The 26269-nt window shown below is 49.4% G+C and carries 21 protein-coding genes; 3 read left to right on the forward strand and 18 right to left on the reverse strand.

Annotated elements, in window-relative coordinates:
• Positions 1-36: 36 nt before the first annotated feature.
• The 11 genes from AC58UX_RS13375 to AC58UX_RS13425 form a co-directional block, all read right to left on the reverse strand.
• A complete protein-coding gene (locus AC58UX_RS13375; RefSeq protein WP_497253315.1) occupies positions 37-7212 on the reverse strand; it encodes an amino acid adenylation domain-containing protein in 7176 nt (2391 codons plus the stop codon).
• Between the two features lie 12 nt (positions 7213-7224).
• Entirely contained in the window at positions 7225-8145 is a 921-nt protein-coding gene (locus AC58UX_RS13380) for an isochorismatase family protein (protein ID WP_497253317.1), read from the reverse strand.
• 18 nt (positions 8146-8163) lie between these two features.
• The gene (locus AC58UX_RS13385; protein ID WP_497253319.1) at positions 8164-9783 is read right to left on the reverse strand and encodes a (2,3-dihydroxybenzoyl)adenylate synthase; all 1620 of its coding nucleotides are present in this window, start codon (positions 9781-9783) and stop codon (positions 8164-8166) included.
• Between the two features lie 17 nt (positions 9784-9800).
• A complete protein-coding gene (dhbC, locus tag AC58UX_RS13390; RefSeq protein ID WP_497253321.1) occupies positions 9801-11006 on the reverse strand; it encodes an isochorismate synthase DhbC in 1206 nt (401 codons plus the stop codon).
• A gap of 42 nt (positions 11007-11048) precedes the next feature.
• A complete protein-coding gene (locus tag AC58UX_RS13395; RefSeq protein ID WP_497253323.1) occupies positions 11049-11834 on the reverse strand; it encodes a 2,3-dihydro-2,3-dihydroxybenzoate dehydrogenase in 786 nt (261 codons plus the stop codon).
• Between the two features lie 8 nt (positions 11835-11842).
• Entirely contained in the window at positions 11843-12715 is an 873-nt protein-coding gene (locus AC58UX_RS13400) for an alpha/beta hydrolase (protein ID WP_497253325.1), read from the reverse strand.
• A 648-nt stretch (positions 12716-13363) separates the two neighbouring features.
• Positions 13364-14392 (reverse strand): FecCD family ABC transporter permease, encoded by a 1029-nt coding sequence (locus AC58UX_RS13405; protein WP_497253668.1) that lies wholly within the window; start codon positions 14390-14392, stop codon positions 13364-13366.
• Entirely contained in the window at positions 14385-15392 is a 1008-nt protein-coding gene (locus AC58UX_RS13410) for a FecCD family ABC transporter permease (RefSeq protein ID WP_497253327.1), read from the reverse strand. The genes AC58UX_RS13405 and AC58UX_RS13410 overlap by 8 nt, the downstream gene beginning before the upstream one ends.
• Before the next feature lie 10 nt (positions 15393-15402).
• Positions 15403-16410 (reverse strand): ABC transporter substrate-binding protein, encoded by a 1008-nt coding sequence (locus AC58UX_RS13415; protein WP_497253329.1) that lies wholly within the window; start codon positions 16408-16410, stop codon positions 15403-15405.
• Between the two features lie 100 nt (positions 16411-16510).
• The gene (locus AC58UX_RS13420) at positions 16511-18118 is read right to left on the reverse strand and encodes an ABC transporter substrate-binding protein (RefSeq protein ID WP_497253331.1); all 1608 of its coding nucleotides are present in this window, start codon (positions 18116-18118) and stop codon (positions 16511-16513) included.
• 76 nt (positions 18119-18194) lie between these two features.
• A complete protein-coding gene (locus AC58UX_RS13425) occupies positions 18195-18968 on the reverse strand; it encodes a 4'-phosphopantetheinyl transferase family protein (RefSeq protein ID WP_497253333.1) in 774 nt (257 codons plus the stop codon).
• Between the two features lie 119 nt (positions 18969-19087).
• On the opposite strand from AC58UX_RS13425, the gene AC58UX_RS13430 reads away from it, so the two are divergent.
• Positions 19088-19687 carry a P-loop nucleotide/nucleoside kinase family protein gene (locus AC58UX_RS13430; protein WP_497253335.1) on the forward strand — a complete coding sequence of 200 codons (600 nt, stop codon included), beginning with the start codon at positions 19088-19090 and terminating at the stop codon, positions 19685-19687.
• Positions 19688-19718: 31 nt separating this feature from the next.
• Here the strand turns inward: AC58UX_RS13430 and AC58UX_RS13435 are convergent, their stop codons facing one another.
• The 4 genes from AC58UX_RS13435 to AC58UX_RS13450 form a co-directional block, all read right to left on the reverse strand.
• The gene (locus tag AC58UX_RS13435; RefSeq protein WP_497253337.1) at positions 19719-20804 is read right to left on the reverse strand and encodes an acyltransferase domain-containing protein; all 1086 of its coding nucleotides are present in this window, start codon (positions 20802-20804) and stop codon (positions 19719-19721) included.
• A 165-nt stretch (positions 20805-20969) separates the two neighbouring features.
• A complete protein-coding gene (locus AC58UX_RS13440) occupies positions 20970-21122 on the reverse strand; it encodes a hypothetical protein (protein ID WP_497253339.1) in 153 nt (50 codons plus the stop codon).
• Positions 21123-21204: 82 nt separating this feature from the next.
• Positions 21205-22071 carry an MBL fold metallo-hydrolase gene (locus tag AC58UX_RS13445; RefSeq protein WP_497253341.1) on the reverse strand — a complete coding sequence of 289 codons (867 nt, stop codon included), beginning with the start codon at positions 22069-22071 and terminating at the stop codon, positions 21205-21207.
• Positions 22072-22204: 133 nt separating this feature from the next.
• Positions 22205-22699 (reverse strand): GNAT family N-acetyltransferase, encoded by a 495-nt coding sequence (locus tag AC58UX_RS13450; RefSeq protein WP_497253343.1) that lies wholly within the window; start codon positions 22697-22699, stop codon positions 22205-22207.
• Between the two features lie 102 nt (positions 22700-22801).
• Between AC58UX_RS13450 and AC58UX_RS13455 the strand changes: the two genes are divergently transcribed.
• On the forward strand, positions 22802-23257 hold the full coding sequence (locus tag AC58UX_RS13455) for a hypothetical protein (RefSeq protein WP_497253345.1): 456 nt from the start codon (positions 22802-22804) through the stop codon (positions 23255-23257).
• 39 nt (positions 23258-23296) lie between these two features.
• Here AC58UX_RS13455 and AC58UX_RS13460 read toward each other — a convergent pair whose 3' ends face one another.
• From AC58UX_RS13460 to AC58UX_RS13470, 3 genes are read right to left on the reverse strand one after another with little or no spacing between them, the layout of a single operon-like run.
• Complete coding sequence (locus AC58UX_RS13460; RefSeq protein WP_497253347.1) at positions 23297-24544, reverse strand: DUF4153 domain-containing protein; 1248 nt, start codon at positions 24542-24544, stop codon at positions 23297-23299.
• A gap of 27 nt (positions 24545-24571) precedes the next feature.
• Positions 24572-24793 carry a helix-turn-helix domain-containing protein gene (locus AC58UX_RS13465; protein ID WP_497253349.1) on the reverse strand — a complete coding sequence of 74 codons (222 nt, stop codon included), beginning with the start codon at positions 24791-24793 and terminating at the stop codon, positions 24572-24574.
• Positions 24794-24803: 10 nt separating this feature from the next.
• On the reverse strand, positions 24804-25286 hold the full coding sequence (locus AC58UX_RS13470; RefSeq protein ID WP_497253351.1) for a DUF2975 domain-containing protein: 483 nt from the start codon (positions 25284-25286) through the stop codon (positions 24804-24806).
• Positions 25287-25458: 172 nt separating this feature from the next.
• Here AC58UX_RS13470 and AC58UX_RS13475 point away from each other — a divergent pair, with 172 nt between their 5' ends.
• Positions 25459-26238: a sporulation protein gene (locus tag AC58UX_RS13475; protein ID WP_497253353.1), complete on the forward strand. Its 780-nt coding sequence runs from the start codon at positions 25459-25461 to the stop codon at positions 26236-26238.
• Positions 26239-26269: the final 31 nt, after the last annotated feature.

Consider the following 26269-nt stretch of genomic DNA (forward strand, 5'->3'; position numbering starts at 1 on the left):
CTCATCTCTCCTTAAATTTCATCTCACTTTTGCTACCTACTCCATCTCCCGATACCTTGCCTCTAATTTCCCAGATAAAATACGGCCAATCTCCGCCAACGGACCTGGCTGACACAAATCCTTATGCCGGCACGCCAGATCATACTGCTCGATTTCTCCGTCAATATAATCCTTCCACGTATCTGGCGAGATCGGTGCGAACCAATCTGGAATCACCGTGGAGTGCACGAACAACAGATTGCCTTCGAACTTGCCAGGTCGATACGTCGCCAAAATCCGCACCGAATTCACATACGTGTCCTTCAAGCTCATAATCACGGACGGCTCCAAGCTCGCTAACGCACTGCCATCACTGCGCAAAATCTCCACAGCCGCCGCCATATCCAGCGGCTTATCCCCTAGGCTGTCGGGGTCGTACCCGCCGAGCGCCAGCAAAGCGATGAGCGCTTCCTCCTCATTCGGACCTTCGCGAAGCGGCAGGAAGTGGCTCGGGAACGCGTCGAGCATCACCAGCATAGCGATTTCCTCGCCATCCGCCTGCAGCAGCGAAGCAACAGCATGGGCTACGTTGCCGCCCAGCGACCAGCCGAGCAAATAGTACGGGCCATGCGGCTGCACGGAGCGGATATGTGAAATGTAGTCAGCCGCCATTTCCATCAAATCGCCAGGAAGCGGCTCGCGTCGAGCAATCCCTCTGGCTTGCAGCCCATAGATCGGGTAATCCGGCCCGAGGGATTTCATCAAACCGGCATAGCACCAGCTAAGCCCGCCTGCTGGGTGGATACAGAACAGCGGCGAGCGCTTGCCGCTCGTTCGCAACGGCAGCAGCACCTCCAGCGCTCCTTCGCTGCCACCTCCCTCCAATCGCATGGCCAAGCCAGCAACGGTAGGTGACTCGAACAACGTGCCGATGCTCAAGGAGACGCCCAGCGCTTCGCGGATGCCGCTCATGAGCTTAACGGCCAGCAGCGAGTGGCCTCCGAGATCAAAGAAGCCATCGTCGATGCCGACTCTCGGCAGCCCCAGCTTCTCTGCGTACAGATCGCAGAGAATTTCCTCTTGCGGCGTGCGTGGCCCTCGGCCAGCAGCCGATAAAGAGAAATCCGGCGCAGGCAGCGCCTTGCGATCGAGCTTGCCGTTCACCGTGAGCGGAAGCTCAGCCAGCTCTACGAACGCCGACGGCACCATGTAGCTCGGCAAAGCCATGCTCACGTGATGACGCAGCGCCATCATATCCAATTCACTCAGCGAGTCTGGGATGACGTAAGCGACCAGTCTTTTGTCCCCAGGCGTATCCTCACGGGCGATGACAACCGCTTGCGCAACACCGCTCACCTGGGCGATAACCGCTTCAATTTCGCCGAGTTCGATACGGAATCCGCGGATTTTGACCTGATGATCGATGCGTCCGATATAATCAAGCGTTCCATCCGGACGCCAGCGGGCCAAATCCCCCGTCCGATACATCCGCGAACCCGGCACGCCATAAGGGTCAGCTAGGAAGCGATCTGCCGTCAAGCCTGGACGGTTCCAGTAACCACGCGCTAGTCCAGCGCCAGCTACATACATTTCGCCCGTTACACCCGGCGGCACATGCTGCAGATAAGCATCCAGCACATAGACGCCAAGATCAGGAATCGCCCCGCCGATGAGGCTATTCGCCTTACTTTCGGTCATTGCGCGCGTTATCGGATTGTAGCTGACATGAACCGTCGTCTCCGTAATGCCGTACATATTGATTAACGTTGGTGCATGATCCTCATGCCGGTCGTACCAATCTTTGAGATGACCCAGATCCAAGGCTTCTCCGCCAAAAATGACATACCGAAGCGCCAAAGCCTGACCTTGCTGCGGATTTTCTTTATCCGCCTGCATGAGCTGGTAGAACGCCGACGGCGTTTGATTAAGTACGGTAACCTTTTCGTCACACAGAAGCTTCAAGAACTCATCCGGCGAGCGCGTAATGCGATGCGGCACAACGACAAGACGTCCCCCATAAAGCAAGGCTCCCCACATTTCCCAAACGGAGAAATCGAACGCATAAGAATGAAACAAAGTCCATGTATCCTGCGCATCAAAATGGAACCAATCCTCTGTCGCTGAGAACAATCTCACGACATTGCTGTGCGGGATGACGACCCCTTTTGGCTTACCTGTCGAGCCAGAGGTATAAATGATATACGCTACGTTATCCGGCGATAACGGCGCAACCCGATCCTCATTCGTTGGATTAAACTCGATGTACCGACTAAGGATTTCACTCGTTTGCGGTTCATCGACAATGAGAACTTCCTCGCCGCTAAGAATAGTGGCAGTTTCCAAACAGCCGATCACACAAGCAGGCTGTGTGTCCTCCAGCATGAACGTCAACCGATCGAGCGGATAATCCGGATCCAGCGGTAAATACCCCGCGCCTGCCTTCAGAACGGCAAGCACGCCGACTAGCATCCGCGTCGATCGCGGAAGGATCAGTCCAACGATTTGCTCAGGCCCGACACCCTTGCCAATCAAGTAATGAGCCAGCTGATTCGCTTGTACATTCAGCTCTGCATATGTCAGCGTTTCCCCTTCATAAGCTACAGCTACTGCATCTGGATACAGCTGAACCTGTGCCTCGAACAACTCCACCAAGCTAGCTGACACGGTCTGCTCATTATCGTGCAGAGACCTGTTCACAACTCGGCTCCAACGCTCTTCCGGTGTCAAAATATCCAACAACCCTATCGCCTTATCCGGCTCTGCCCAAGCTTGCTCTAGCAGAAGCACTAAGCGAGCAGCGAGCTTCTCGACAGTGTCGCGTTCGTACAAGTCACTCGTATACTCAAACCAGCCATCAATACCAGCAGGGGTACCATCTTCCCCTCGCCGTTCACGGAATTCGATCGTGAGATCGAATTTGGCACGTCCCACCGTATCCAGCTTATGCTCCGCCTGAATACCTGGGAGGGTAAGCGCAGGCTCGGGGGTGTTTTGGAAGGCGAGCATGATTTGAAACAGCGGATGTCTGGCTCTCGACCTAACAGGGTTCAGAATCTCAACCAACCGCTCAAAAGGCACATCCTGATGATCATAGGCCGCCAAATTCACAGCTCTTACCCGCTCCAACAACTCGCGGAAGCTTGGATCACCCGAAGTATCCGTGCGCAGCACAATCGTATTTATGAATAAGCCAACTAGATCACTGAGCGCATCATCGTTACGTCCTGCAATCGGACTTCCGAGCGGGATATCTGTTCCTGCACCTAATCTTGTAAATAACGCCGATAATCCCGACTGAATAACCATGAACAGACTGGTGCGGCTTTCCCGTGCTAAGGCCAACAAACGGGTATGCAAATCAGCATCAATCCGCATCGCAATCGTATCTCCACAATGTGTCGCCTCCGCAGGACGCGGATAATCCGTCGGCAGCTCCAGTTGATCAGGGAGATCAGCAAGCGCATGACGCCAGTAATCCACTTGGCGAGCAATCAAGCTATCTGGATCACTTTCGTTCCCCAGCAATTGCTCCTGCCAAAGGGCATAATCGGCATATTGCAGCGGCATCGGTGACCAGAGCGGTGCCTCACCACGCACTCGAGCCTCGTAAGCGGCTGATAGATCTCGTGTTAAAGGATCGAGCGACCAGCCATCCCCAACAATATGATGCAAGAGCAACAACAAGACATGTTCATTGGCACCGAGGTGGTACAGATGGACACGGAACGATGGCTCAGTGGCCAGGTCAAATCCGTAACGAACCGCGAGCGCAAGCTCCCCTGCTAACTCAGATTCCGTAATCGTTGCGATTTGCAAATGAACAGGACAGTCTCCCCCATCCAAAACAAGCTGCGAAGCTTCCCCATTCTTTTCAGGAAAAATCGTACGCAATGTCTCATGTCGCTGAACCACATCCTGCAGGGCAGCTCTTAGCACTTCCCCGTCCAACGGACCTGACAAGCGCGCAACGAGCGGAATGTTATAGGTCGGGCTCGGCCCTTCCAGACAATTCAGGAACCATAATCGACGTTGGGCAAAAGAAAGCGGAACTTCCGCCGTCCGAACAGCAGGACGAATGGGAGGTCTGGCGGCAGCTGCCGAATCTATTCGCTTCGCTATCCCAGCTACGGTTGGCGTTTCGAACAGACTCGCAATACCAAGCTCAACGCCCATGACTTCACGTATTCGGCTCATCAGTCGGCCCGCTAATAGAGAGTGCCCGCCGAGATCAAAAAAGTTATCATCAATGCCCACTCGCGGAACGCCCAGCACTTCGCTGAACAGTTCGCGAAGGATATCCTCCTGTGGCGTACGTGCCGCTCGGCCAGCCGTATTCGCCTGATAATGAGGTGCTGGCAACGCTTTGCGATCTAGCTTGCCATTCGGCGTGAGCGGTAATTCTTCAAGGAAGACGAACGCAGACGGCACCATGTAATCCGGTAGTCCCGCAGCCAAAAACTCACGCAAAGCAACCGCATCAACCGCAGCATCGCTAGCTGCTACAAAGTAAGCGACGATTCGTTTATCACCTGGCTGCTCTTCACGGACAACAACAGCTACCTTAAGTATGTCTGGGTAATCAGCCAAGACTGTTTCAATTTCCGAGATTTCAATGCGGAATCCTCGGATTTTAATTTGGTGATCGGCGCGTCCGCAGTAATCCAGGTTGCCATCTGGCAGCCAACGAGCAAGATCACCGGTACGGTACATACGCGATCCTGGCGGGCCGTACGGATTTGCCACGAAGCGCTCCGCTGTCAGCGAAGGTCGGCGCAGATAGCCAATCGCCAAACCGTCACCTGCGATGTATAAATCGCCAGTAACACCAGCGGGAACAGGCTGCAAGCCGCTATCCAGAACATACATCTGCGTATTCCAGATGGGCTTCCCGATCGGAGGCTTACTATAAGTGTCCTGTTCAGTAAGCGCAATGAGCGTCGACCAAATCGTCGTTTCCGTCGGCCCGTAGAGATTGGTCACTTTGCAGTCGAGCGCTTGAAGATCGCGCAGCAACCCGCTAGCTAAAGCCTCGCCGCCAACTAGAATGCGCAGGCCTCGCAATGATTCTGGTGCCTGCTCCACAAGCGCATGCCAAAGCGACGGCGTCGCCTGCATCAGCGTGGCACCGGAAGATTGAATGATTTTAGATAAAGCCGTCGGATCTTGAATCGTTCGTTTACTGACGACATGAAACTGTGCGCCATGCAGCAACGGCAGGAAAATTTCGAGTACGGAAATATCAAAAGCAACGGTGGTGACACCTAGAAGGCGATCATCTGCCCCAAGCTGAAATTGCTCCTGCATCGCAAACAGGAAATTCGTGAGATTTCCATAGGAAATCGCCACGCCCTTCGGCTTGCCTGTCGAGCCAGAGGTATACAGAATGTACGCAGGATCGGATGCAACCGGCTTACCGAGGCGATCCTCATCGCATATGTTGGCATCGCCAAATGACACTAGCTGCGCCATGGTGGCCGAATCATCCAGCACCAACTGCTCTTGATTGGCACCTGTTTGAGGCAAGCCTGTCGACGTTGCAGCATTCGTAATCGTAACCAGCGCATGCGCATCCTCCAGCATGTAGCCAATCCGATCCGCAGGATAATCGATATCGAGCGGCAAGTACGCAGCACCTGTTTTATGTACAGCCAGCATGCTGACAATCAGATCAATGGAACGGGGCAAGGCAAGTGCCACGATACGTTGGGGTCCTGCCCCCTGAGCGATAAGCAAACGAGCGAGTCGGTTCGCACACGCATTCAAGTCAGCGTAGTTCACAGTGACATTTTCATGAATAATTGCCGTGCTTAACGGACTTAACGCTGCCTGAACCTCGAATAAATCTGTAGATCTACTCGCAGGTACAGAGCGCTCCGTGTTATTCCAACGTGTCAGCCCTTCTGCCCGTTCATTCACAGCAAGCAGCTCAATTCGCCCAATAGGCTCTGTTGCAGGCGCTGCCGTCAGCTTGCCTAGGTATTGCACAAACCGCTGATGATGCGCCTGCAATTCCGCATGGGTGTACAGCTCTGGATTGCCATCCATATCAATCTGCAAACCACTGCCATCCGCCTTCAGATACACATTAATCGCCAAATCGTCGACAGGCCCTGCGGATAAATTGGTTTTGATGCCTGCGTTTCCGTTGAAATTCAAGTTAATATCAAAAGGCATGATATTGACGAGCGGTCCAAACAATCGGCGGTTATCTGCCACGCGCTTCAGATCACGCCGCAGCTCCTCATGGCGATAGCCCTGATGCTTGCGGATCTCGCGAATTTCGCGCGCAATCTGCTGCACAAGCTCCGAGACAGGCATCGCAGGCTTCACCGTTACCCGAAGAGGAACGATATTCATCACCATGGCTGGTGTATTGAGGGATACAGAGCCTAGACGCCCCATCATAGGCAGGCCTAGAATAACGTCTGATGCTCCCGTGAGCCGGTGTAAATACGAAGCAACCGCAGCTAGCACAAGCTCAGACCAGGCTGCTGAATGCTGCTGGGCTGAGTTGCGCAGGCTTTTCGCCTCAGACGAGGAAAGCTCCGTGGAACACCGCAGGAAGTGATCGGAAGGTCGGGGCGAGCGATCCACGAGACTGACAGCATCCGGTTCATCGGCAAAACGATCCAGCCAGAACGTACGATCCTTCTGCGCTTTTTCCGAACGGCGATACGCTGCATCTTCATCCAGCACAAGCTGCCAAGCGCCGAAGCTCCCTTCCGCCTGTGGTAAATGATTCATCATCGCCGTATAGACTTGTGCTACTCGCTTCGACAACAACGAAAACCCATAACCATCCATCACAATATGATGAATGCGTTGGTACCAGATGTAGCGGTTTTCTTTTATTTTAAACAGCGCCTCAGTAAATAAAGGACCTTGCGTTAAGTCACACGGCTTCGCAAGATCTTCGTTCATCCATGCCCGTGCTGCTTGAGCTGGCGCTGCCTTCTGGCTAACATCGAGATAGGTAAAAGGCCAAGCAGATGCGGCTACGTTCGTAACTTGCCACGGACCTTCCCCATCTTCTTCAAATAACACATGAAGCGTCTCTGCTTCTTGAAGGACTTGGCGGAGCGCCTTTTCAAAGGCTACCGGATCAACCAGCCCTTCAATGTCCACATATTCCCCCGTATTGTACATGGGGTTGCTGGGATCTAGCTGTTGGGCATACCAGATGCCTGATTGCGCCCCCGATAAGGGAAGACGCAGCTTTGAAGCGACTAGCATGTAAGCACCTCCTTAGCTTCTAACAAAATAGTCGAGATTTGGCATAGGAATTTGCAACCTAGAAGCAAGCAACTGCCACCAGTTCGTCAATGTTGGCTGCTCAGCAAGTTGCGCAAACGTAACTTCGGCACCCAGCCTGCGCCAGTGTTCTACGATACTCATTATGCGGATGGAGTCTAAGCCTCTCTCGTTAATGAGATCCTCCTCATCTGTGAAGCTTTCCGGTGATTCGTTCAGCAGTTCAGCTACTTGTTGACGAACGGTCTCTATACTAACCTCGGAAAAATGGGATGAAGCTGGCGCTAAATGCCGGAGCACATCCTCTGTTGTCAATGTCACGGCACAGCGTTGCGCCGCATAATTCAACGCCATATGGTGATTTTCCAAGGAAAAATCGGCCACAGCGTCCGCCACAAAAAACGGCTGAATGTCCTGCATAAACGCCTCACAAGCCGTCATCAAGCAGCCGATATGTGCATAAATGCCGCTGACGATGAGCTGATCCCTGCCGCTGTCCTGCATGATTTCAAGCAGATTCGTTTTGCGGAAGCCGCTGTAGCGCCATTTCGTGAGAACAATATCGTCTTCCGCTGGTGCCAGCTCAGGTACGACATGCTTTAGCTCTGGGTGGTCGTTAATCCCTGTACCCCAAAAATCCATGAGCAGGCCGCGCTGTTCTGGCGTCTGAGCATCCGGCTGAGCCGTATACACAACGGGGATACCGAGCTTTTTGCACTGCTCGCGCAGAGCATGAATATGAGCCAGAAGCTCATTCACAGGCGATTCGCTGGGCGTAAAAGCGTTCAAAAAATATTGCTGCATATCATGAATGAGCAGTACGGCCCGCTTCGGATCAGGCGTCCATGATACGCGATTTTTCGGTAAATCAGCTGCCACTGGCATGCGGTAAGGTTGGATTTTAGGAAGAGCCATCGGGGTCCACTTCTTTCTTTATATAGTTGAAAATACTTCGCGCAGCGCCTTCTTGCTCACTTTGCCCACGTTCGTTTGTGGAAAAGCCTCTACAAATTGGATGCGATCAGGAATTTTGTAAGGTGCAATCCCGCGTGTGCGGAGATAGCTTTTGAGTTCTGCTGCAGATGGCGTCTGCTGACCGCGTGGGATGATGAACGCACAGGAGCGTTCCCCGAGATAGGCATCCGGCATGGAAACTAAAGCAGCATCGAAAACACTGGGGTGTGACAAAAGGTGGTTCTCTACTTCTTCGGCAGCGATTTTGTCGCCACCGCGATTAATCTGATCTTTTGCACGGCCATCTACGACGATGTAGCCTGCCTTATTGACCTTGACCAAATCACCCGTCCGATAAAAGCCATCCGCGGTGAAGGCCTTCGCGTTATGCGCCTCGGCTCGATAGTAGCCACGAATCGTGTAGGGACCTCGCGTCAACAGTTCACCAACCTCTCCTACGGGCACTTCGTTATCTTCCTCGTCGACAATGCGGATTTCATCCCATTCGGACATGGGGCGGCCTTGCGTAGTAACTATCGTGGCTTCAGGGTCATCCAGCCGTGTATAGTTCACAAGCCCTTCCGCCATGCCGTACACCTGCTGGAGCTTGCAGCCCAGGACTGGCTCGACGCGACGCGCCGCTTCCTCGCTGAATTTGGCCCCGCCTACTTGAAGGACCTGAAGGCTGGATAGATCGTCTGCGCGTGCCGAGGCGGCCTCCATCCAGATCAAGGCGAGTGGCGGCACGAGCGCCGTTATCGTCACGCCTTCCTTGGCGATCAGCGGGAATGCATCGTCCGGACTTGGTCTTGCGGCCAGCACAATTTTTCCGCCAGCGTGCAACGTTCCAAGCACGCCAGGCGAGCTCAACGGGAAGTTATGCGCAACCGGCAGGGCTGCGAGGTATACGCTGTTTTCAGTCATTCCGCAGATTTCATTGCTGCGGCGAAAGCTGTACATATAGTCATCATGTGTACGGGGGATGAGCTTGGGTAATCCCGTGCTTCCGCCAGAAAGCTGGAGGAACGCGACGTCACTGGCTTTTACATGTGGCCAAGCTGCGTGTTGCTCATGGGTATGCTCGGCAATGGCATGCAGTGCATGAAAGGCATCCGAGTTGGCATCACCAGCAACAAAAACTTGCTGCAAGCTCGGCACCTTCGCCTGCACGTCCTGAGCGAGAACACGGTAATCGAAGCCTGCTTCTTGGTCAGGAATGACATAAGCCACAGCTTCGCTCCATTCACACAAATACTGAATTTCACTCTGGCGATGAAGCGGCAACGCGAAAACAGGGATGGCCCCGATGCGAAACAAGGCAAATATGACGGTGAAAAACTCATATCGATTCGGAAGCTGTACAACTACGCGATCTACTTGCTTAAGACCTAGTCGTAGAAAGCCTGTCGCGAGCCTACTAGCCTGTTGGTCGAGTTCGGCGTAGCTGAGGCGATCTTCTCCACTTACAACAGCGATACGGTCGCCGTGCTGCGCCGCCCGTTCCGCCAGCATGTCGCCAAGCGTCTGTCCCTGCCATAACCCTTGTGCCCGATATTGTGCCGCCAATGCCTCAGGCCATGTTGGACAATTTTTTAACATATGATCTCTCCTGTTCATCACTCTTGATTTAAACCCATGGCATAGAGCATCGTTCGGAACTTCGCCGACGTTTCTTGAAGCTCTGCCTCCGCGCTAGACTCGGCTACAACGCCTGCTCCAGCGTATAAATGAAGCGTTTGGTTGTCCGCTACAGCGCAGCGGATGGTCACGATCCACTCTCCGTCCCCACTCGCATCACACCAGCCGACTAAGCCTGTATAAAAGCCTCGATCGAACGGCTCAATGTCTTTAATCGCTTCTCTGGCAAGCTTTGTTGGTGAGCCGCAAACAGCCGGTGTCGGATGCAGCGCAACAGCAAGAGCCAGTGATGAGATGGACGGATCTATTAATTCCCCCCTTATTTCGGTGGACAAATGCCACATAGTTGAGGTTTGCACAAGTGAAGGTGATGCAGGAACATGCAGGGGGTCACAGAAAGGACGAAGCGCTTCCGCCACGGCTTCAATGACTAACGCATGTTCACGCAGATCTTTCGGAGATTGGAGCAGCGCTTCAGCTCGTCTTGCATCCTCAACTGGATCAGCACTTCGAGGTGTTGAGCCTGCCAGCGGATTAACAACGACTTCCCGACCTGTACGGGCGACAAGCAGCTCTGGGCTTGCGCCGATTAAGGTGCTGCTTCCTTTGCTCGTTGTACCATTCGGCAGATCAACCGCAAACGTATAACCATGCGTATTGTGGATGGCCAAATTATGAAGCAGCTGCTGCAGATTAATCGGCTGCGGAGAAGTTAGTCTTAGAGTGCGTGCAAGCACGATTTTGTCGAGTTCACCTGCTCGTAAGCGTCCTAAGGCTTTATTAACTCCAGCTACGTAGGCTTCCGGGGCAGGCACCGCCTCAATGTTAAAAAGGCTGCCAATCGGACGCCGCTGACGATCCTGCTGCGCAAAGCTAAGCGATTCCAGCTTCTGTGCTCTTAAAGGTACGACGAGCTGTGCAGGCTGCATCGGGTCAAAGGGTACCGCCCCGACGAGCATCGGCAGGCTCTGCCCTGGTTGTCGGAGCTGTGCCAAGAGGCGTGCTGCGCGATCCGGCAGCGTTTGAAGCTCATTCGCCCCTTCTGATCGGGGCAGCACTGCAAGTGTTCCTTGTGCAAGCAAAGTTGCGTTAGGCGAAGCGAAGAAAAACGAATTCCCCGGACGATAATCTGCCAGCAGATCCGCCGCCGTAAGTTTCGTGTACATGTGAACATTAGCATTCATGTTACTCATCCTCCTTCATTTGGTTCAGTTGGTTCAGTTGGTTCAGACGCCAAGTGTGGCGCCGCCATCCACTCGTAAATCATGCATCGTCAAATGACCCGCACGCTCTGACGCCAAGAACAGCACGCTATTCACAATATCTGTTGGTGTCGCCAATTTTCCGAGCGGGATTCCTGTTCGGTATGCTTGCGGCGAGCCTTCGATGGTTCGCTGTGCGCCATTGTCATCTGTCCACATTCCGCGCAGCATAGGTGTGTCCGTCGACCCTGGCGAGACAATATTGCAGCGAATGCCATGCTCGGCGAGTTCAAGTCCCAAGCATTTGGTGAACATCGTCACCGCTGCCTTCGAGGTCGCATAAGCCGCCATGTCCATGCGGGGAATGGCGGCAGCATTCGAGCTGACGGTGATGATCGTCCCTCTGCGGCGAGGAATCATGCGCTCGCTCACAGCGCGAGAAACATGGAAGACACCGCTAAGATTAACGGCTAGTGTATGCGTCCAATCGGCGTCGGAGTAAGACACAATCGGTCCCATTCGAAGCACGCCAGCCGCATGGACAAGGATATCGATGGGGCCGAGCAGCTGCTCGATGTTAAAAATGGTCGTCTGTACAGCTTTGCTGTTGGTGACGTCCAACGGAAAAGCCGTCACGTCGTAGCCGTGACTCGTAAGCTTGGAGGCAAAGCCTTCGATGGCCGCCTTTTGCATATCGACGGCTGCGACTCTCGCACCTTGCTCGGCAAAGGATCGGGCGATTGCCGCCCCAATGCCTTGTGCGGCTCCGGTAACGAGCACGATTTTGTTTGTAAATTCGTTGGGGATCATAGGCGCATTCATCCTCTTCGCAGGAAGCGAACGGCACGACTGACCAGTGCTGGAAGTACGGAAACATGCCCCTCGCCTTCGAATTCAATAAACTCCGTATGAAGCTTCTCACTTGGCAAAAGGGCTAGACGACCGAACAACTCTCTCGCATTCTCACCCATATTGCTCGGATGCCCATTCTCCTGCTCACCGATGGTCATCAGTAGCTTGTGCGTGCTTTGTGCCATCTGGAGTCCAGACACATACTGATCTTCCTGCTCGCGAAGCATCGCTTTGTTCCAATGTACGGATGGGCTGCCCGCGATATAGGTTTGAAACGTATGGGGTTGTGTGAACAACGTTTGCAGCACGAAAAGTCCGCCTAACGAATGCCCGAAAATCGCTTGCTGCTGCTTGTTAATCGGATAATCGCGCTCGATGTGCGGTTTGAGCTTTTCTTCGATGAACGCCCGAAAAGCATCTGCGCCTCCAACCTGTGGTCTAACAGCTTCCTTGTTACGTACCGGTAAAGCATCAAGCACTTCTTGTGGCGTCGGCATCGTAAAGTCATAAAACCGTGAAGAATCAAACGGTGCCTCTGTCGGATAACCGATGCCGACTACGACTGCCGGATAAACGCCCGTCTTCTCGGGTACGCGTGATTGTACGCGCAGTGCTTCAACCATCGTCGCAAAAAGCGCATTCGCATCCAGCAAATAAATGACTGGAAAGCCTTCTGGCGGCGCCTCCTGCAAAGGCTTGTAAACGTAAATTTGATAGGGCTGCTGCCTACCTGCGCTATGAAGGAGATACTGCTCTGCATTCGGTAATGTAAAAGCCTGACGGACAACTTCCCCCGACGGCACGGCGGTCTCAGTGGGTGGATGGGGTAAATGGGTCATTTGATTTCCTTTCTTTTTAAACTGATAATGATTCTCATTATTAATTATAGGGGAAGGTAAACGCCCCGACCATGAACAATATCCACATAATGAAATGGAGAATGTACAGATTAGGATGGCTGCTTCGAACTCCCCTACTTATCTCCCTCGCTTTTGCGAATCTTCCTGTAAAAACTCCAGTTACTTGGTGGGAAATCCCTCGTTTTTCATGTTTAACTGGATTTCCTCCATCTATTTCTGCCAATTTCAGTGGAATCAGCGCTTCCGGCAAAAATTAGCTGCAGGAAATCCATCTATTCGCTCAAAACCGGGATTTTACGCTAAGTTAGCTGGAGGAAATCCAGTTATTCTACTTGGGGGCTGTGGGAGTGTAGGGCGTGGGACTTTGGGGCGTGGGGCTGTGGGAGTGTAGGGAGTGTGGGAGTGTGGGAGTGTGGGAGTGTGTGTGGTGGGACGCTGTGGTGATAGGACTGGGTTCAGTAGCTAGTTTAAAGATGGTGTGTTTTCTCAGTGTGCGGTGTGCGGTGTGCTATGTGCTGTGCTATGTGATGTGTGCTATAAAAGGTACCGTTGATGGGTTTAGGGGTTTAAGTAGCTAGCTTAAAAGCAAAAAGGGCCGCCCCCCAGGGGGCGACCCAACCAGCATCGCTATCGCCGATGCTTATTCCGATACAACAACCAAACAAAATACGGCACGCCAATGATCGCAATGACGACGCCGACCGGCATCTCCACCGGCGCAAACGCCATTTTGGCGATGAAATCGGAGATCATCACCAAGAGCGCGCCGACAATCGCGCTGATTGGCAGCAGCCGGCGATGCGTCACACCGACGAGTCGGCGAGCGATATGCGGCGCCATGAGTCCAATAAAGCCGATGCCGCCGGAGACGGACACGCAGGCACTGACAATACCGATGCTGCTCAGCAGCAGGATCGCTTTCTCTTTGTCCACGGCTGCGCCGAGCCCGCGGACGCTGTCTTCCTTGAGCTGGAACACATCCAGCACGAGGGATCGCCAAACGATAACTGGCGTCAACAGCACCAACCATGGCAGCATGGAGAGGATGTACTTCCAGTTCGCACTATAAATACTGCCGGATACCCAGACGGCGGCCATCTCGAAATCTTTGGCATTCATTTTAAGCGTAATGAACACAGTCACTGCGGATAAGCCCGAAGCAATCGCGATACCGGTGAGCAGAAGCCGTTGCGAATCTAATCTCCCGTCCTTTTGGGAAAAGATATAGATCAGCAGCGCTGCGCCAAGCCCTCCAATCAAGCCGACGACAGGCATCGCCAGAATTGCCGCCAAGCCCGTTCCTTTCATTTTCCCTTGGAAGAAAAAGAGGAAGATGACCATCGCCATCCCTGCGCCCGCGTTGATACCCAAAATCCCGGGATCGGCCAAGTTGTTCCGAGTCAAGCTCTGCACGACCGTTCCCGCCATCCCTAATCCCATGCCCACCAGCAGGGCAATGACGATCCTCGGGAGCCGGAACTCCAAAATCACCAGATCATAATCATGCTGCGGATCAATCCGCAACAAGGTTTTAACCACATCCTTCAACGTAATGTCGAAGGCACCATTTGTTAGCGAGACATAGGCTGTCAAAAGCAGCAGCCCAATCCCCAACACAACCTGTAACGCGAAGTAGCTCTCACTTCTTTTATCGATGAGACTCCCCTCCTCGCGTGCGGATGAGATAGAGGAAGAACGGAACGCCGAGTATTGCAGTGACGACCCCGATTGGCATCTCAAACGGATAGTTGAGGTATCGACTTAGCACATCGCACAGCCCCAAGAAGACGGCCCCAATAACAGCCGAACAAGGGATAATCCATTTGTAGTCGAGTCCTGTTAGAAACCGTGTAATATGGGGCACCAGCAAACCTACGAACCCTATTTTACCTGCAATAGCAACAGATATCCCCGTTAACAACACGACACTTAATGTCGTTAACAGCTTTACTTGCGTTGTTTTCTGCCCCAGCGAAACGGCAATTTCGTCCCCCAAAGAGAAGATCGTCACCGACTTGGACATCCACATGGCAAGCCCCAAGCCTACAACGGCAAAAGGAACCGCCAGCATAATGAGCTGCGGGTCCAATTGATGCAGACGGGCGTTATACCAGAAGCTAATATTTTGAGAAACTTGAAAATACATCGCTATCGCCGCTGACACACTGCTCAGAAACGTTCCGATCAACGTGCCTAGAATCGCCAATCGTACGGGGGTCATTCCCCCCGGCAACAGCGAAGCCAGCCCAAATACAATGACAATGCTGAGCGCCGAGCCTGCAAAGGACGCCATAATCATCGCCATCATTGAGGAGTAAGGTGCGATGACCATACACACAGTTACTGCGAATGCCGAGCCATCGGATATGCCCATGATTGAAGGGGATGCCAGGTAATTCCTGGTCATCCCCTGCATGAGAGCGCCCGACACCGCCAGGAAAGCGCCGACGAGCAGCGCCCCAATCACCCTGGGTAGTCTAGCATGCATAATAATTTGATGATCGACATTGTCCGGATCAAAATGTACAAAAGCCTCCATGATACGGCTAATATCAATGCTTTTTGCCCCATACGTTATGGACAGCACGATCGTAAAAAGCACGGCGAACGGTGCGGCCAGTAAGATAATGGTTGGTGCGGAAACTCTCCATTTCATAGCTCTACTCTCACTTTGCTTGAACAATTTTAGAGCCATTAATCGCTTCTAGGAATTTAATTTTGCTGTAAGCTGTACCACCTTGTAATAGTGGATCTACAAGATTTGTATACAATTGGCCATTCTTAACGGCATTAATGTTTTTGAAAATAGGATTGTTTTTCAGATCCTCAAACACCTTCGGTGTATCCTTATTCTCTTCTTCAGAGAATTCAACGATTAAGTAATCCGGATTCATCTCGGAAAGCTTCTCAAGTGTAATGTTCGCTTGTGCTTTCGCTGCTTTTACTTCCGCTGGAACGGTTGCGCCAAGCTCGGCATAGATGGATGGATTAAAGAATACATCCTCCGGATAGATGAACAAGCTGCCTGAACGAACGCGAAGTGCCAATACTTTTTTATCTTTGAAAATAGGACCGATTTTCGTTTTCAAAGCAGCTGAATCCGTTTTGTACTTATCCAGCACTTGTTTCGCTTTATCTTGTTTACCAGTCAACTCACCAAGCAACGTCAAGTTATTCTCCCAATCTGTCGCGATGTGGGATACTGGAATAGTTGGTCCGATTTTTGAAATTTTCTCAATGGTCTCTGCTGGGAACTTCGTGCTCATAAGAATAACATCCGGCTTCAGCTTCAAAATCGTCTCAAGGTTCGGCTGTGCTTTCTCGCCTACGCCCTCCGCTTTATCTGTAATTGGCGCGAATACTGCTGGGAATTTGCCACCAACCGTTAACGCACCAACTGGCTTCACATCTAGAAGCAAGGCATCTTCCAAAGACTCAAGTGCACCCGTAATAACGAGTTTATCCGCTTTGGCAGGTACCGTGTACTCTTTGCCAACGTATTTGATGACTCTTGGTCCAGACGGCGTTGCTGTTGGAGCAACCGTAGGAGCAACGGATGCAGCTGGCGCTGTTGTACCTGCTGCTGCAGGTACTGTTTCTGTTTTCCCTCCGCCACATGCCGTCAAGCCTAATAGAACCAATGTCGTAATACCGATTGTTGCTAACTTTTTCATTTTTCTTAAATCCCCTCTCTATCCGTTACGAATGATAATCATTCTCATTAAATTATAAAAGAAGATGCCCATGGCGAACATGGACAATATACGGAAGTTGTCATGTACGATTGTCAGAAAGCAGCTCATGAATATCATGAACCATGCGCTCCATGGCATACGCCGAGTACTCTCTCCACGGGTCGGAGGAAATGAGATGAACGCGATTTCTGCGTACGATTTTCAAATCCTGCCATATCGTAGACGTTCGAATTCGCTCCCAATGCTGCAAGGTCTCGGATTCCTGCCGTATATTCAGCAGCAAGTGATCCGTGTCGAGTTGGGCCAGCTCCTCCAGCGTCAAGCTTTGATTAGCGGCATATTGCTCTGTCCCCTGCGGCGGCTGCAAACCTAGATCTTGAAACACATCTCTCATCCCGCGCGTCGGAAATAGGCAAAAGCTATCGCCTAACAGGCTGACAATCAGTACTTTGTCATTCTTCAGTTCTTCCTGCAGCCGCTCGCGCACGAGCTTTACTTTGCGGTTGTAGCTTTCGATCCAGACAACAGCTTCATCTAAAGCACCCACAATCTGTGCCGTAGCGTGCAGCTGCTCCTGCCAGCTTTTATCATAGAGAGGGACAATATGCACAGGGGCAATTTGCGCCAAACGCTCCTTCTCCTTGCTTTCCAGCTGATCTGTACTAATGATGTAATCCACCTGACTATGCGCTAAGGCTTCCACGTTCGTCTCCCAATCCTCGTTGAAACGGTACCCACTCAAGTGCAACGGAATATCCGTGCGATAGTTGTTGTAGTAGTAGGTGCTCCATTTCGGGTGTAGAGGGGCAGCGTAGGGCATGATTTTGAGCGCAAGCAGCTGGCCAAGCACCGTGGAAGAGTAAGCGACGATGCGTTGCCGGCGGTTTTTCAGATACACAGTCGGCGAGACGCCAACCTCTTTCTTAAACATGCGGCTAAAATAAAACTCATCATTATAGCCCACTTGGTAGGCTACATCCTTCAAACGCACATCGGTTTGCAGCATCAGCTGCTTCGCCATATTGACCCTTACTTCCGTCAAATAGTCGATGGCCGTTTTGCCGTACGTTTTTTTGAATAAGCTTACGTAATACTTGGGGCTAATTTCAGCCATGCGTGCGAGCTGCTCAATCGTCATGCTCTCCCGATAATGAGCTTCCATATAGCTCTTGGTGCGGTCCATCGCAGCGCGTGAATCGGATTTAGGATGCTGGCGAATGTGTGTCATGACCCAGTAAATGAGTTCCAGAAATACCGACTGTCCACGAAAACGTTCCAAGGCACTTTCATTACGGCTGCACAAGATGAGCTGCTCACAGTGTTGGGTCAACGTACTCTCGACATGAACAGGTAATTCGCCCAAGAAAGGAAAATTCACCTCACCGTCAGACGTCCCCCCCTGCATATCAAAAGCAATCATATACAGCTCCGGCTTCTCTCCCGTTTCCTCACAAAACCCAACCGTTTGGCCGGGCGCCACAACATGAACCGTATCAGGCTGCATGCGGTAGGTTTTCAAATCTATTCTCAACTGTCCTTCACCTTGCTTGACAACGAGCATGCAATAGGAAGAAATAAACTGCTGCGCTAATTTCCACTCTTGAATGAGCTGCGCAGTGCGGAATTTAAGCCATGTATGATCAAGGTAAAGGAACGTGTCTTCATCTTTAGCAAGTACTTCAGACAAGTCAGCAGGCTCCTTTCGTTTTATGAAAATGAGAATCATTATCAGTATAAAATTTAGCACAAAAAGAGAAGACCTGTCAACGATTTACAGGTTGTAACGCTGTTAAAATATCTCGCGGCTCTACTCGCTCCAGTTCTATTGATGAAGCAGAAGGTCTGCAGCAGGTTGTTAATAAGTAGGCATTTGCGTCCGATGGAGTATCTGTGGATAAGTCTGCAGGCACATTCAGGGCTGTGGGCAAATCTAAGTAGAAAGATTTAATCTGCCACGATTCGCCACTTATCCACTTCACACCCTCCACCCCTTCTGCGGTCATGACCGAGAAGTCGGTTAGCTGCAGCGATAACCCTTTGCCAACGGCTTTGATATAGCTCTCCTTGGCTGTCCAAATCTGATAAAATCGCAGCTGATGCTCCCTAATCTGGGTGGCTTCCATGATATAGCCGTACTCCTCCTCCGCAAAAAAGGATCCAGCAATCCCTTCATCGAAGGCTTGCATGCGTTCCACATCGACGCCTACGGCTTCGCTGTCCACCAAACAAACCACCCAATTCCCTGCATGTGACACGTTAAAATGGTAGTTATCCACACCGCTAAGCCGCGGTTTACCGTAGGCATTGAGCTCGAATTGGATTTGCGAATTTTGTAGACGTAGATCCGCGACGATCCTGCTGCGCAAAAGCAGGTCCGCCCATAAGCCCCGAATCAGGTCCTCTCGGTGGCGAAAGCGATGCAAGCGTGCCCGCTTCTCTTCGGATATATAAGTGAGTCCTTCGGCAACGGCTTCCGAGGGAATCGACGTAATGGGTAGTACGTATAAACGCGCGATGGCGATCACCTCATTGTACATAAATGGAAATCTGTAATTCATTTCGGTTCATTGGAAAGAATTCCTGCTATCTTAGCTCCTATGATACAATCATTGGAACATACTATTTAACCGTAACTGGATTTTTCGGAGGTATCGTGATGCGCAAATTAATCTTTTTCCTAGGTCCTGCAGGTGCAGGCAAAACAACGCTAGCGAAGGCATGGGTGCGCCGACACGGCGGTGCCTTCTTGGATATGGACACCTTGCTGCGTCCAGCCGCAGAAGCGATCATGACACTGGCCGGGCAAGATCCGAGTGATCGGGATTCCCCTTTTTACAAGGCGCATTGCCGCGATCTGGGATATCGCATCACGATGGATGCGGCGCTCGAGCAGCTATCGGTTGGTCAGGACGCCATCGTGATCGGGCCTTTCACGAAGGAGCAGAGTGATCCGCTGTGGCTTGAAGGGGAGTTGGCGCGAATTGGCGCTACGATTCATGATGTAAGCGTGAAGGTGGTTTATGCGTTTTTACCGAGTGAGGAAGCTTATGAACAACGCATTCGGGAGAGAGGGTCGGCTTTGGATGTGTGGAAGCTGGACAATTGGCAGCAATTTCGCACATCGCTACAGCGCAAAGAGGTAGTTTGGCAGATGGACGCATCGTCTCTGCTATATTGGGATAATTCGGAGCCGCTATCGGAAATAAGGGAAGCGGAGTTAGCGAGATTTATTTTATCCGGCCACTCCGCGTTCTGAACCATTAATTAATTCGTTTTTTTGTCCTCGATCAATCGATCAAAATAAACCCATTCATGACACACAAATCTTTATTACTCTTGAGATGGTTGTATACAGCTTGCTGTAGGCTGCTTTGTCTCGGCAGTTTCTCTAGATCAGGATCCGTGGTTCTAAATACAAAGAACAAGAATGACGAGTTTCTCACAACACCATTTACAAGCTCAAACATGGAACCGAATTTATTTATGTTGCTGTCAGCAGGCAATATTTCCTTGAATTGCGGTGTAAGAAGCCAGGAGTCACAAATGAATGCCTTATAGGTATAATCGTTAAAATACGTTTTATAGAATTCCAAAGCTTGTTTGAAGGATTCCCTGCAACTCTCTGCGTTTAGCGGCTCGTAACCAGGTATATGTACGTCCAGGACGTTATCGTTCTCACCCAACACAAGCTCGAAATCTTCCTTGGCAAGAGACACATTTTTCTTAATCATGATCCCATTCACGAGGATGCAATTCGAGATAATAGCCTCATCGGTTTCCATCACCTCAGACTTGAAGCCGTTCCTGGTCAGGTCTGTGCCTGGGAGCGAGGGCGTAAGCCCTTTATCATCAAACTCCATCTGATCATGTGGGATAATGACTAGTTCGCTGGTCACTTTATTTCTATAGACTCTCGCCTTTAAATAATTTTTCTTATAAATAAATTGCAGACGCCCTACTCTGAAAATTTCATTTTTAAAATGGATTTTCAACCAACGAAGCTCTTCAAATCCATCTTTCTGATGTCTATCTTTATAGCCTCGTATCCATAAATTCACATCGAGAAAGGTGTGAAGCAGAATTTCCTTGGGCAACTTGTGTTTTTCATAAAACGTTAGTACGTCATCGAATTTCGCCAACAGCACAATGAGCGGGAAAAAGTTTGCACCCTGTAGATGGTTTGCCACATTGGCTTTGACCTCTTCGGATATATCATGTTGGTTCTCTACAAAGATTTGATTACGCGCGATTTCCAATTGCTCTTTCAAAAAATTTGAGCTTTGAATCTCATCAAAGCACTGTAGAATCAAATTCATGTTATATTCATCAATTTGCAAATATTCGTTGATTTTTAAGATATACATTCGATCCATGCGTGAATCCTCCTAATTTAGGTTACATTTATGAATGGGGCATTCTACCCTTACATTCTACAACACTTGGTTACAAAAGCCGAAAATTAAAGTTTCCTATGCAAACAAAAACCCAGCAAATTTAAGTTTGCTGGGTTTTCGGATGTCATATGCCATTCCTGGCACTTAAAATCCTGATTCTAAATAATCGTCATGCTGATCAAAAACAGGGATCTCTTTCTCCCCATTCGGATCTATCACCGATATTCCATCCTTCGCTGTTACATGCCAATCCTCATTGGAGCTGAGGACTTCAGCTAAAAAAGCATCAATATCCATAGCCTGTAATTCCTTCCTTCAAATACCTCTAAGTTTTAGCCCTATTATTGGTGATGAAGGCAAGGTTTATTCCTATTGCGAATTATTTAAAATAGATGAATCGTTCTCCCGCCGACATCATATGGAATTTTTGTGCGGGATATGTGTGAAACAAATAATCCACAAAGTAGGACGGGTTATCGCGATTGTTGGAGAACATATCAAAATGGATAGGAATAATTAAATCCGTCCCAATCTCAACGCCGAAATCCGCCGCTTCGCGGAAGTTCATATTGGCTACAATACCTCTTGAGGTTCTTGCATAATCTCCCCCATTAATCGGCAGCAGCGTTACATGAGGCTGGAATTGCTTGGCCCTCTCAACTAACTCCGTCGTGACCAAAGTATCTCCTGCATGGAAAATGCGTACCCCGTTAATTTCTATGAAAAAGCCCAAGTAAAACTGATTGCCTTCCTCATCCGCCTCATACGCCGTGTGCGCTCCCGCTACAGGGATAATCGTGACTCCGTTGTCGGAAATCGCTTGCTCCTGCCTTGCAGGTATGATACGGCTTGGATCCAGTTCGATGTCACGCATCATATGCACATGCGACGCCGGGGCAACAAATTTCGTCTCAGGATGTGCCTGAGAAACACCTTTAATCGTAGCCAAATCCATATGGTCACCATGAAAATGTGTAATTAACACCTTGTTTACATCCAACTCTTCTGGCATAAGTGGAGGCGGAATTTCCCGCTTAAATTCTGTATCTGGATAGTCCGTTTCAATCGAAAAAGTTAAATACGGGTCTATACAAATGATGTCATCAGAACTGCCGCCTTTTATCAGCACACTGGCTTGCCCCAAACTCCAGATCGCTACCCCGCCTTCAGGCACAGTCGTCCTTTGTATATCCTTCAGCAGTGATTCACCCGCATTATAAATTGGTCTTAAATGATTCTTTCCCACTTGGCTACACTCCTTTTCGTTCCTATTGTTCCTTAACTAATAGATTCTTTCATCTGTTTGAAATTCCTTCCACCCCGCGGTAACGCATAGCAAAACACCCTGCAATTGTCTGCAGGGTGCTTTTTAGCCGATCTCACAAAATTTTCTCCAACTCAATTTCATCACGAATCGGAATAACGTAATATCCCACTTGGGGGATTGTTGGCTTTAGTTTCCTAGCCTCATCAATTGCATTGGGATATAGGGCTGCTATGCTATAGCCGCGCCGTTGATAAAACCGCAAAGCATCCAAATTATCATTTGTCGTTATCATAAATATCCGATGAATTCCCGACTGCTTCATCCTGCTCTCCAGCTCAGCAATTAATGCACTTCCAATGCCTGCTCCTTTTACACTTGCATTAAAACTCATTACCTCACATTCATCGATACCAATGCGATAAGTAGCTGCTCCGACACGCACATCATCTGCCCATGCGATGAGTGCATCCATGTCCTGAACATGATACTTATTGCCTTTCGTTATCATGTCGTCGCTGCCCCACTCGCTTAACCACAAGTTTTTTAGCCATTCCGTATCTTCTTCGTTCGAAGGAGAAAGTATTTTTATTATCCAGTTATTTTCCATATTCATCACCCCATTTAGTTTATGAGACAAATAACGAGGTAAGAATCTTATAATGATACGTTGCACTTATATTTTGAACATGACATCACTGGAGGTTCCGAAATGAAGAAGAGCATCATCATCACTTTAATTTTCGTCATTCTAGGCGGTTCTTTTCTTTATTGGCGGTGCTACGGCAAAGTTGCCATTTATCATCAACACCTTGTCGTGCAAGAGGTTCAAAGTATCCGCTTATATCAAGGTGTACATACAATCGAGATTACAAATCCGCAAAAAATGAGTACATGGATTAACGCATTCAACAAGTCAACCTTTTTAAAGGATAACGACGAAGGCAATGGTACTACACCACTTTGGGGGGTTAGGTTTAATTTAGTCTCTGGCCGTTCGGTTGATGTATCGGAATATGGCAACGTTCTATCCGTTCAACGTAACGATAATGCCAATTGGATAAATCGAAACAATTATTGGCGAGTTGATGATGCCTCCAAAATTAATGTATATTACTACGTTTCCTCACCGGATATTGCTAAGTCAGTGAAAGCTGAGTTTGAATAGCACAAAAGAAACCCCCAGCTAGCTGAGGGTCTCTTTCTATTATTTAAAAATATAAGGAAACGTCAATGTAACGATAGCTGCCCAGATCCCGTAGATCGGCAAATACTTCGTAACGGCATCTTGGATGGCCGATGGTCCGGTTCGGTTACGTAGAAACCGCAGGTAGGAAAGCATAATCCAGATGAGGTTAGCCCAGATCAGAATGTTCACGCCTAGAACAGCAAGTCTGTTGGGCGTAATTCCATAAGAAGATAGCCTGAACACGATGGCTGATAAAGCCACACTATCAATGATAAGCGCGAGAACGATTAGGGCAAAATTGATATAGTCGGAAATAGACTTTTTCTCGTCTGTACCGCTTTCCGTAATGGAGAAAATGGTGACGGCCAATACACATAGCAGTATTCCGTTGAAAGACAAGAGAAAATCGCGGTCCAAGAATGGATTTTTCCCGACTACAATAACTGTTATGAGGTAGACAAACAAGGTAACCAGTACAAGGGGGCTAAAAATTTTAGCTATATAGGGAGCAATGTTTTTAGCTAGTTTAAGATTCTTCGATACTAGGTATGTAGCCACAATAGCGAGGCCCGCGGCACCAAATAACACGACATTTTTAAAATAAAATTGGGATATATCCATGCCGACAAATCGAAATAACTGCATCGTTAATCCTGTTAACAACATACCGCTAATCGCCATGCTGGCATAGAGGATCGCCAATTCCCCATTAAATTTAAGATACGCTAATCTTGTACTCCCTCTGCCAAAGTCATTCCCTGTAAAAGCAAGCCCTACGACTACCCATAAGAAGATGGGAAGATGAATATAAGCCAAGATAATACTATCCGTTTGCTCTAGCGGCAGTAAATTCAGAAATAACCCGGAGAGCACAAATGACGATGCTAGGGTGTAGAGAACCTTTTTATTCGGGATATGATGGAGTACAAAATAGATGGCAATGAAGGGAAGAACGCCAAACGCAAGATTAATAGGAGCGATTGACTCCTGTTCGACAAAATGAAATAAGATCCTTGTCGTGATCCCCGACAAGATGGCCAAAATGCCCATGAATACGAAAGATTTCTGAAATAAGGATGCTTTTTCTGAATGGGCCGTCTCCTTGAAATGCAATCTTTCATGCCAAACGGCAAGCACCTGAGAATCAGGATTTTTTTCCCAAGCGGTTGAGAATGACCTTTTAAAAGCTTCAGGATCTTTTCTAAATATTCGCTCCAATTCATGGGGGTTGGCAAGATGTTCAATAATTACATTGTTACTCTCCAAGGTTACACCTCCTCTTACCAAACTGTATTAGGCTTGAACGATCTCGTCACTTCTGTATTCTAAAATATCGCCCGGCTGACAATCTAATGCCTTACAAATCGCTTCTAAAGTGGCAAATCGAATCGCTTTAGCCTTTCCATTTTTCAATATAGATAGGTTAGCCATTGTGATCCCAACTCTCTCCGACAGTTCCGTTACGCTCATTTTCCTCTTAGCCAACATCACGTCAACATTAATTATTATCGCCATATTCGTCACCTCAGACCGTCAAATCATTTTCAGATTTTATATCAATAGCCTCTTTTAGAAGCTTTTGGAGAACAGCAGCAAAAACAGCAATCACCATGGGGGCAAAAATCATGACCATTCCAATGACTATGACACCTGGGGCGTCGTCTCTCTCACCAAGAAGATAGAAAAGCGGCATCCCTAACACATACAGACCACTGATTGTGATGGCACAGTACTTGATTTTCTTTAAGGCTTCTACAGATAATTCCGAGAACGCTTTATTATTGTCAATGTACTTTAAAAGCTTAAACGCTTGATATAGCGCAATGTAAAAAGGCACCGCCGTTGCATATAAATCCATGATAAACAGATATTTTAAATAAGTATGATCTGGGTATAATTCTACGACATAATCCGCGATCTCAGGCACTGCAAATATGCACATAGCAAGAACGGGTATACCCATTAGAATGACAGTCAACTTTAAAAAGAGCGTTGTTCCTCGTTTCATATAAATCCCTCACTTAGGTTTAAAATTTAACTTGAATTTATCACATGTTTTATCGTTCTGCAATAAATAAATACTAAAAATAAATATATTATTGTTGTTAACTATCCAACATGAAACCACTTAAGCTTTATATCGTATCAGTATATATAAATGATGAGGAGGATTTTTACACATGTCCATGTTCAAACGAATGCTCGCAAGCGTCGGCATCGGCGCTGCCCAAGTAGACCTTATGCTTCATGAAGACGCGGTGAATGCGGGGGATATGATCGACGGAGTCGTCCGAATTCAAGGGGGGCGCGTGGATCAGCAGATCGATGACGTATACGCTTACGTCATGACGCGTTACTGGAAAGAGCAGAACGATACAAAAATACAAGAGGAAGCTGCCGTTGCCAAATTCCAGCTTACCGGAAAATTTACAGTTGAAGCAGAACAGGTATATGAGTTCCCTGTTTCGTTCCAGCTTCCTGCAATAACGCCAACAACAATGGGCAGAACCCCTGTTTGGATACAAACCGGACTCGATATTAAAGAAGCGGTGGATCCGAAGGATCAGGATCAGCTTCAAGTAAGTCCACACCCGCATGCCGCCATTATTCTAGAGGCAGTCAATGAACTTGGCTTCCGACTTCGCGAGGTGACCTGCCAATACGCACCATCATATGGCAGACATTACGGCGTACCTTTCGTGCAAGAATTCGAGTTCGTTCCCACCTCTCAATTCCGTGGGCAGCTGGATGAATTGGAAATTATGTTCTTCCCGACGGAGAATGGCGTCGACTTATTAATGCAGATCGATCGCAAAGCTCGCGGGCTAGCTGGCCTATTCGCTGAAGCGGCTGGTATGGATGAAAGTTTTATACGGGTACGGTTCAATCTTGATGAACTAAATGCCGATACCACTGACATTGCTGGCACATTGGCCGATTTGATTCGGGATTATGTATAACATAAAAGATTAATAGACGAAGAACGTCCTT

Source organism: Paenibacillus sp. J22P90 (assembly GCF_059692195.1).

What these genes read in the sequence shown, in the direction of transcription:
- AC58UX_RS13375 (WP_497253315.1), bottom strand. Translation starts at nt 7,212, where the DNA reads ATGCTAGTCGCTTCAAAGCTGCGTCTTCCCTTATCGGGGGCGCAATCA.
- AC58UX_RS13380 (WP_497253317.1), bottom strand. Translation starts at nt 8,145, where the DNA reads ATGGCTCTTCCTAAAATCCAACCTTACCGCATGCCAGTGGCAGCTGAT.
- AC58UX_RS13385 (WP_497253319.1), bottom strand. Translation starts at nt 9,783, where the DNA reads ATGTTAAAAAATTGTCCAACATGGCCTGAGGCATTGGCGGCACAATAT.
- dhbC (WP_497253321.1), bottom strand. Translation starts at nt 11,006, where the DNA reads ATGAATGCTAATGTTCACATGTACACGAAACTTACGGCGGCGGATCTG.
- AC58UX_RS13395 (WP_497253323.1), bottom strand. Translation starts at nt 11,834, where the DNA reads ATGATCCCCAACGAATTTACAAACAAAATCGTGCTCGTTACCGGAGCC.
- AC58UX_RS13400 (WP_497253325.1), bottom strand. Translation starts at nt 12,715, where the DNA reads ATGACCCATTTACCCCATCCACCCACTGAGACCGCCGTGCCGTCGGGG.
- AC58UX_RS13410 (WP_497253327.1), bottom strand. Translation starts at nt 15,392, where the DNA reads ATGAAATGGAGAGTTTCCGCACCAACCATTATCTTACTGGCCGCACCG.
- AC58UX_RS13415 (WP_497253329.1), bottom strand. Translation starts at nt 16,410, where the DNA reads ATGAAAAAGTTAGCAACAATCGGTATTACGACATTGGTTCTATTAGGC.
- AC58UX_RS13425 (WP_497253333.1), bottom strand. Translation starts at nt 18,968, where the DNA reads ATGTACAATGAGGTGATCGCCATCGCGCGTTTATACGTACTACCCATT.
- AC58UX_RS13430 (WP_497253335.1), top strand. Translation starts at nt 19,088, where the DNA reads ATGCGCAAATTAATCTTTTTCCTAGGTCCTGCAGGTGCAGGCAAAACA.
- AC58UX_RS13435 (WP_497253337.1), bottom strand. Translation starts at nt 20,804, where the DNA reads ATGGATCGAATGTATATCTTAAAAATCAACGAATATTTGCAAATTGAT.
- AC58UX_RS13440 (WP_497253339.1), bottom strand. Translation starts at nt 21,122, where the DNA reads ATGGATATTGATGCTTTTTTAGCTGAAGTCCTCAGCTCCAATGAGGAT.
- AC58UX_RS13450 (WP_497253343.1), bottom strand. Translation starts at nt 22,699, where the DNA reads ATGGAAAATAACTGGATAATAAAAATACTTTCTCCTTCGAACGAAGAA.
- AC58UX_RS13455 (WP_497253345.1), top strand. Translation starts at nt 22,802, where the DNA reads ATGAAGAAGAGCATCATCATCACTTTAATTTTCGTCATTCTAGGCGGT.
- AC58UX_RS13465 (WP_497253349.1), bottom strand. Translation starts at nt 24,793, where the DNA reads ATGGCGATAATAATTAATGTTGACGTGATGTTGGCTAAGAGGAAAATG.
- AC58UX_RS13470 (WP_497253351.1), bottom strand. Translation starts at nt 25,286, where the DNA reads ATGAAACGAGGAACAACGCTCTTTTTAAAGTTGACTGTCATTCTAATG.
- AC58UX_RS13475 (WP_497253353.1), top strand. Translation starts at nt 25,459, where the DNA reads ATGTCCATGTTCAAACGAATGCTCGCAAGCGTCGGCATCGGCGCTGCC.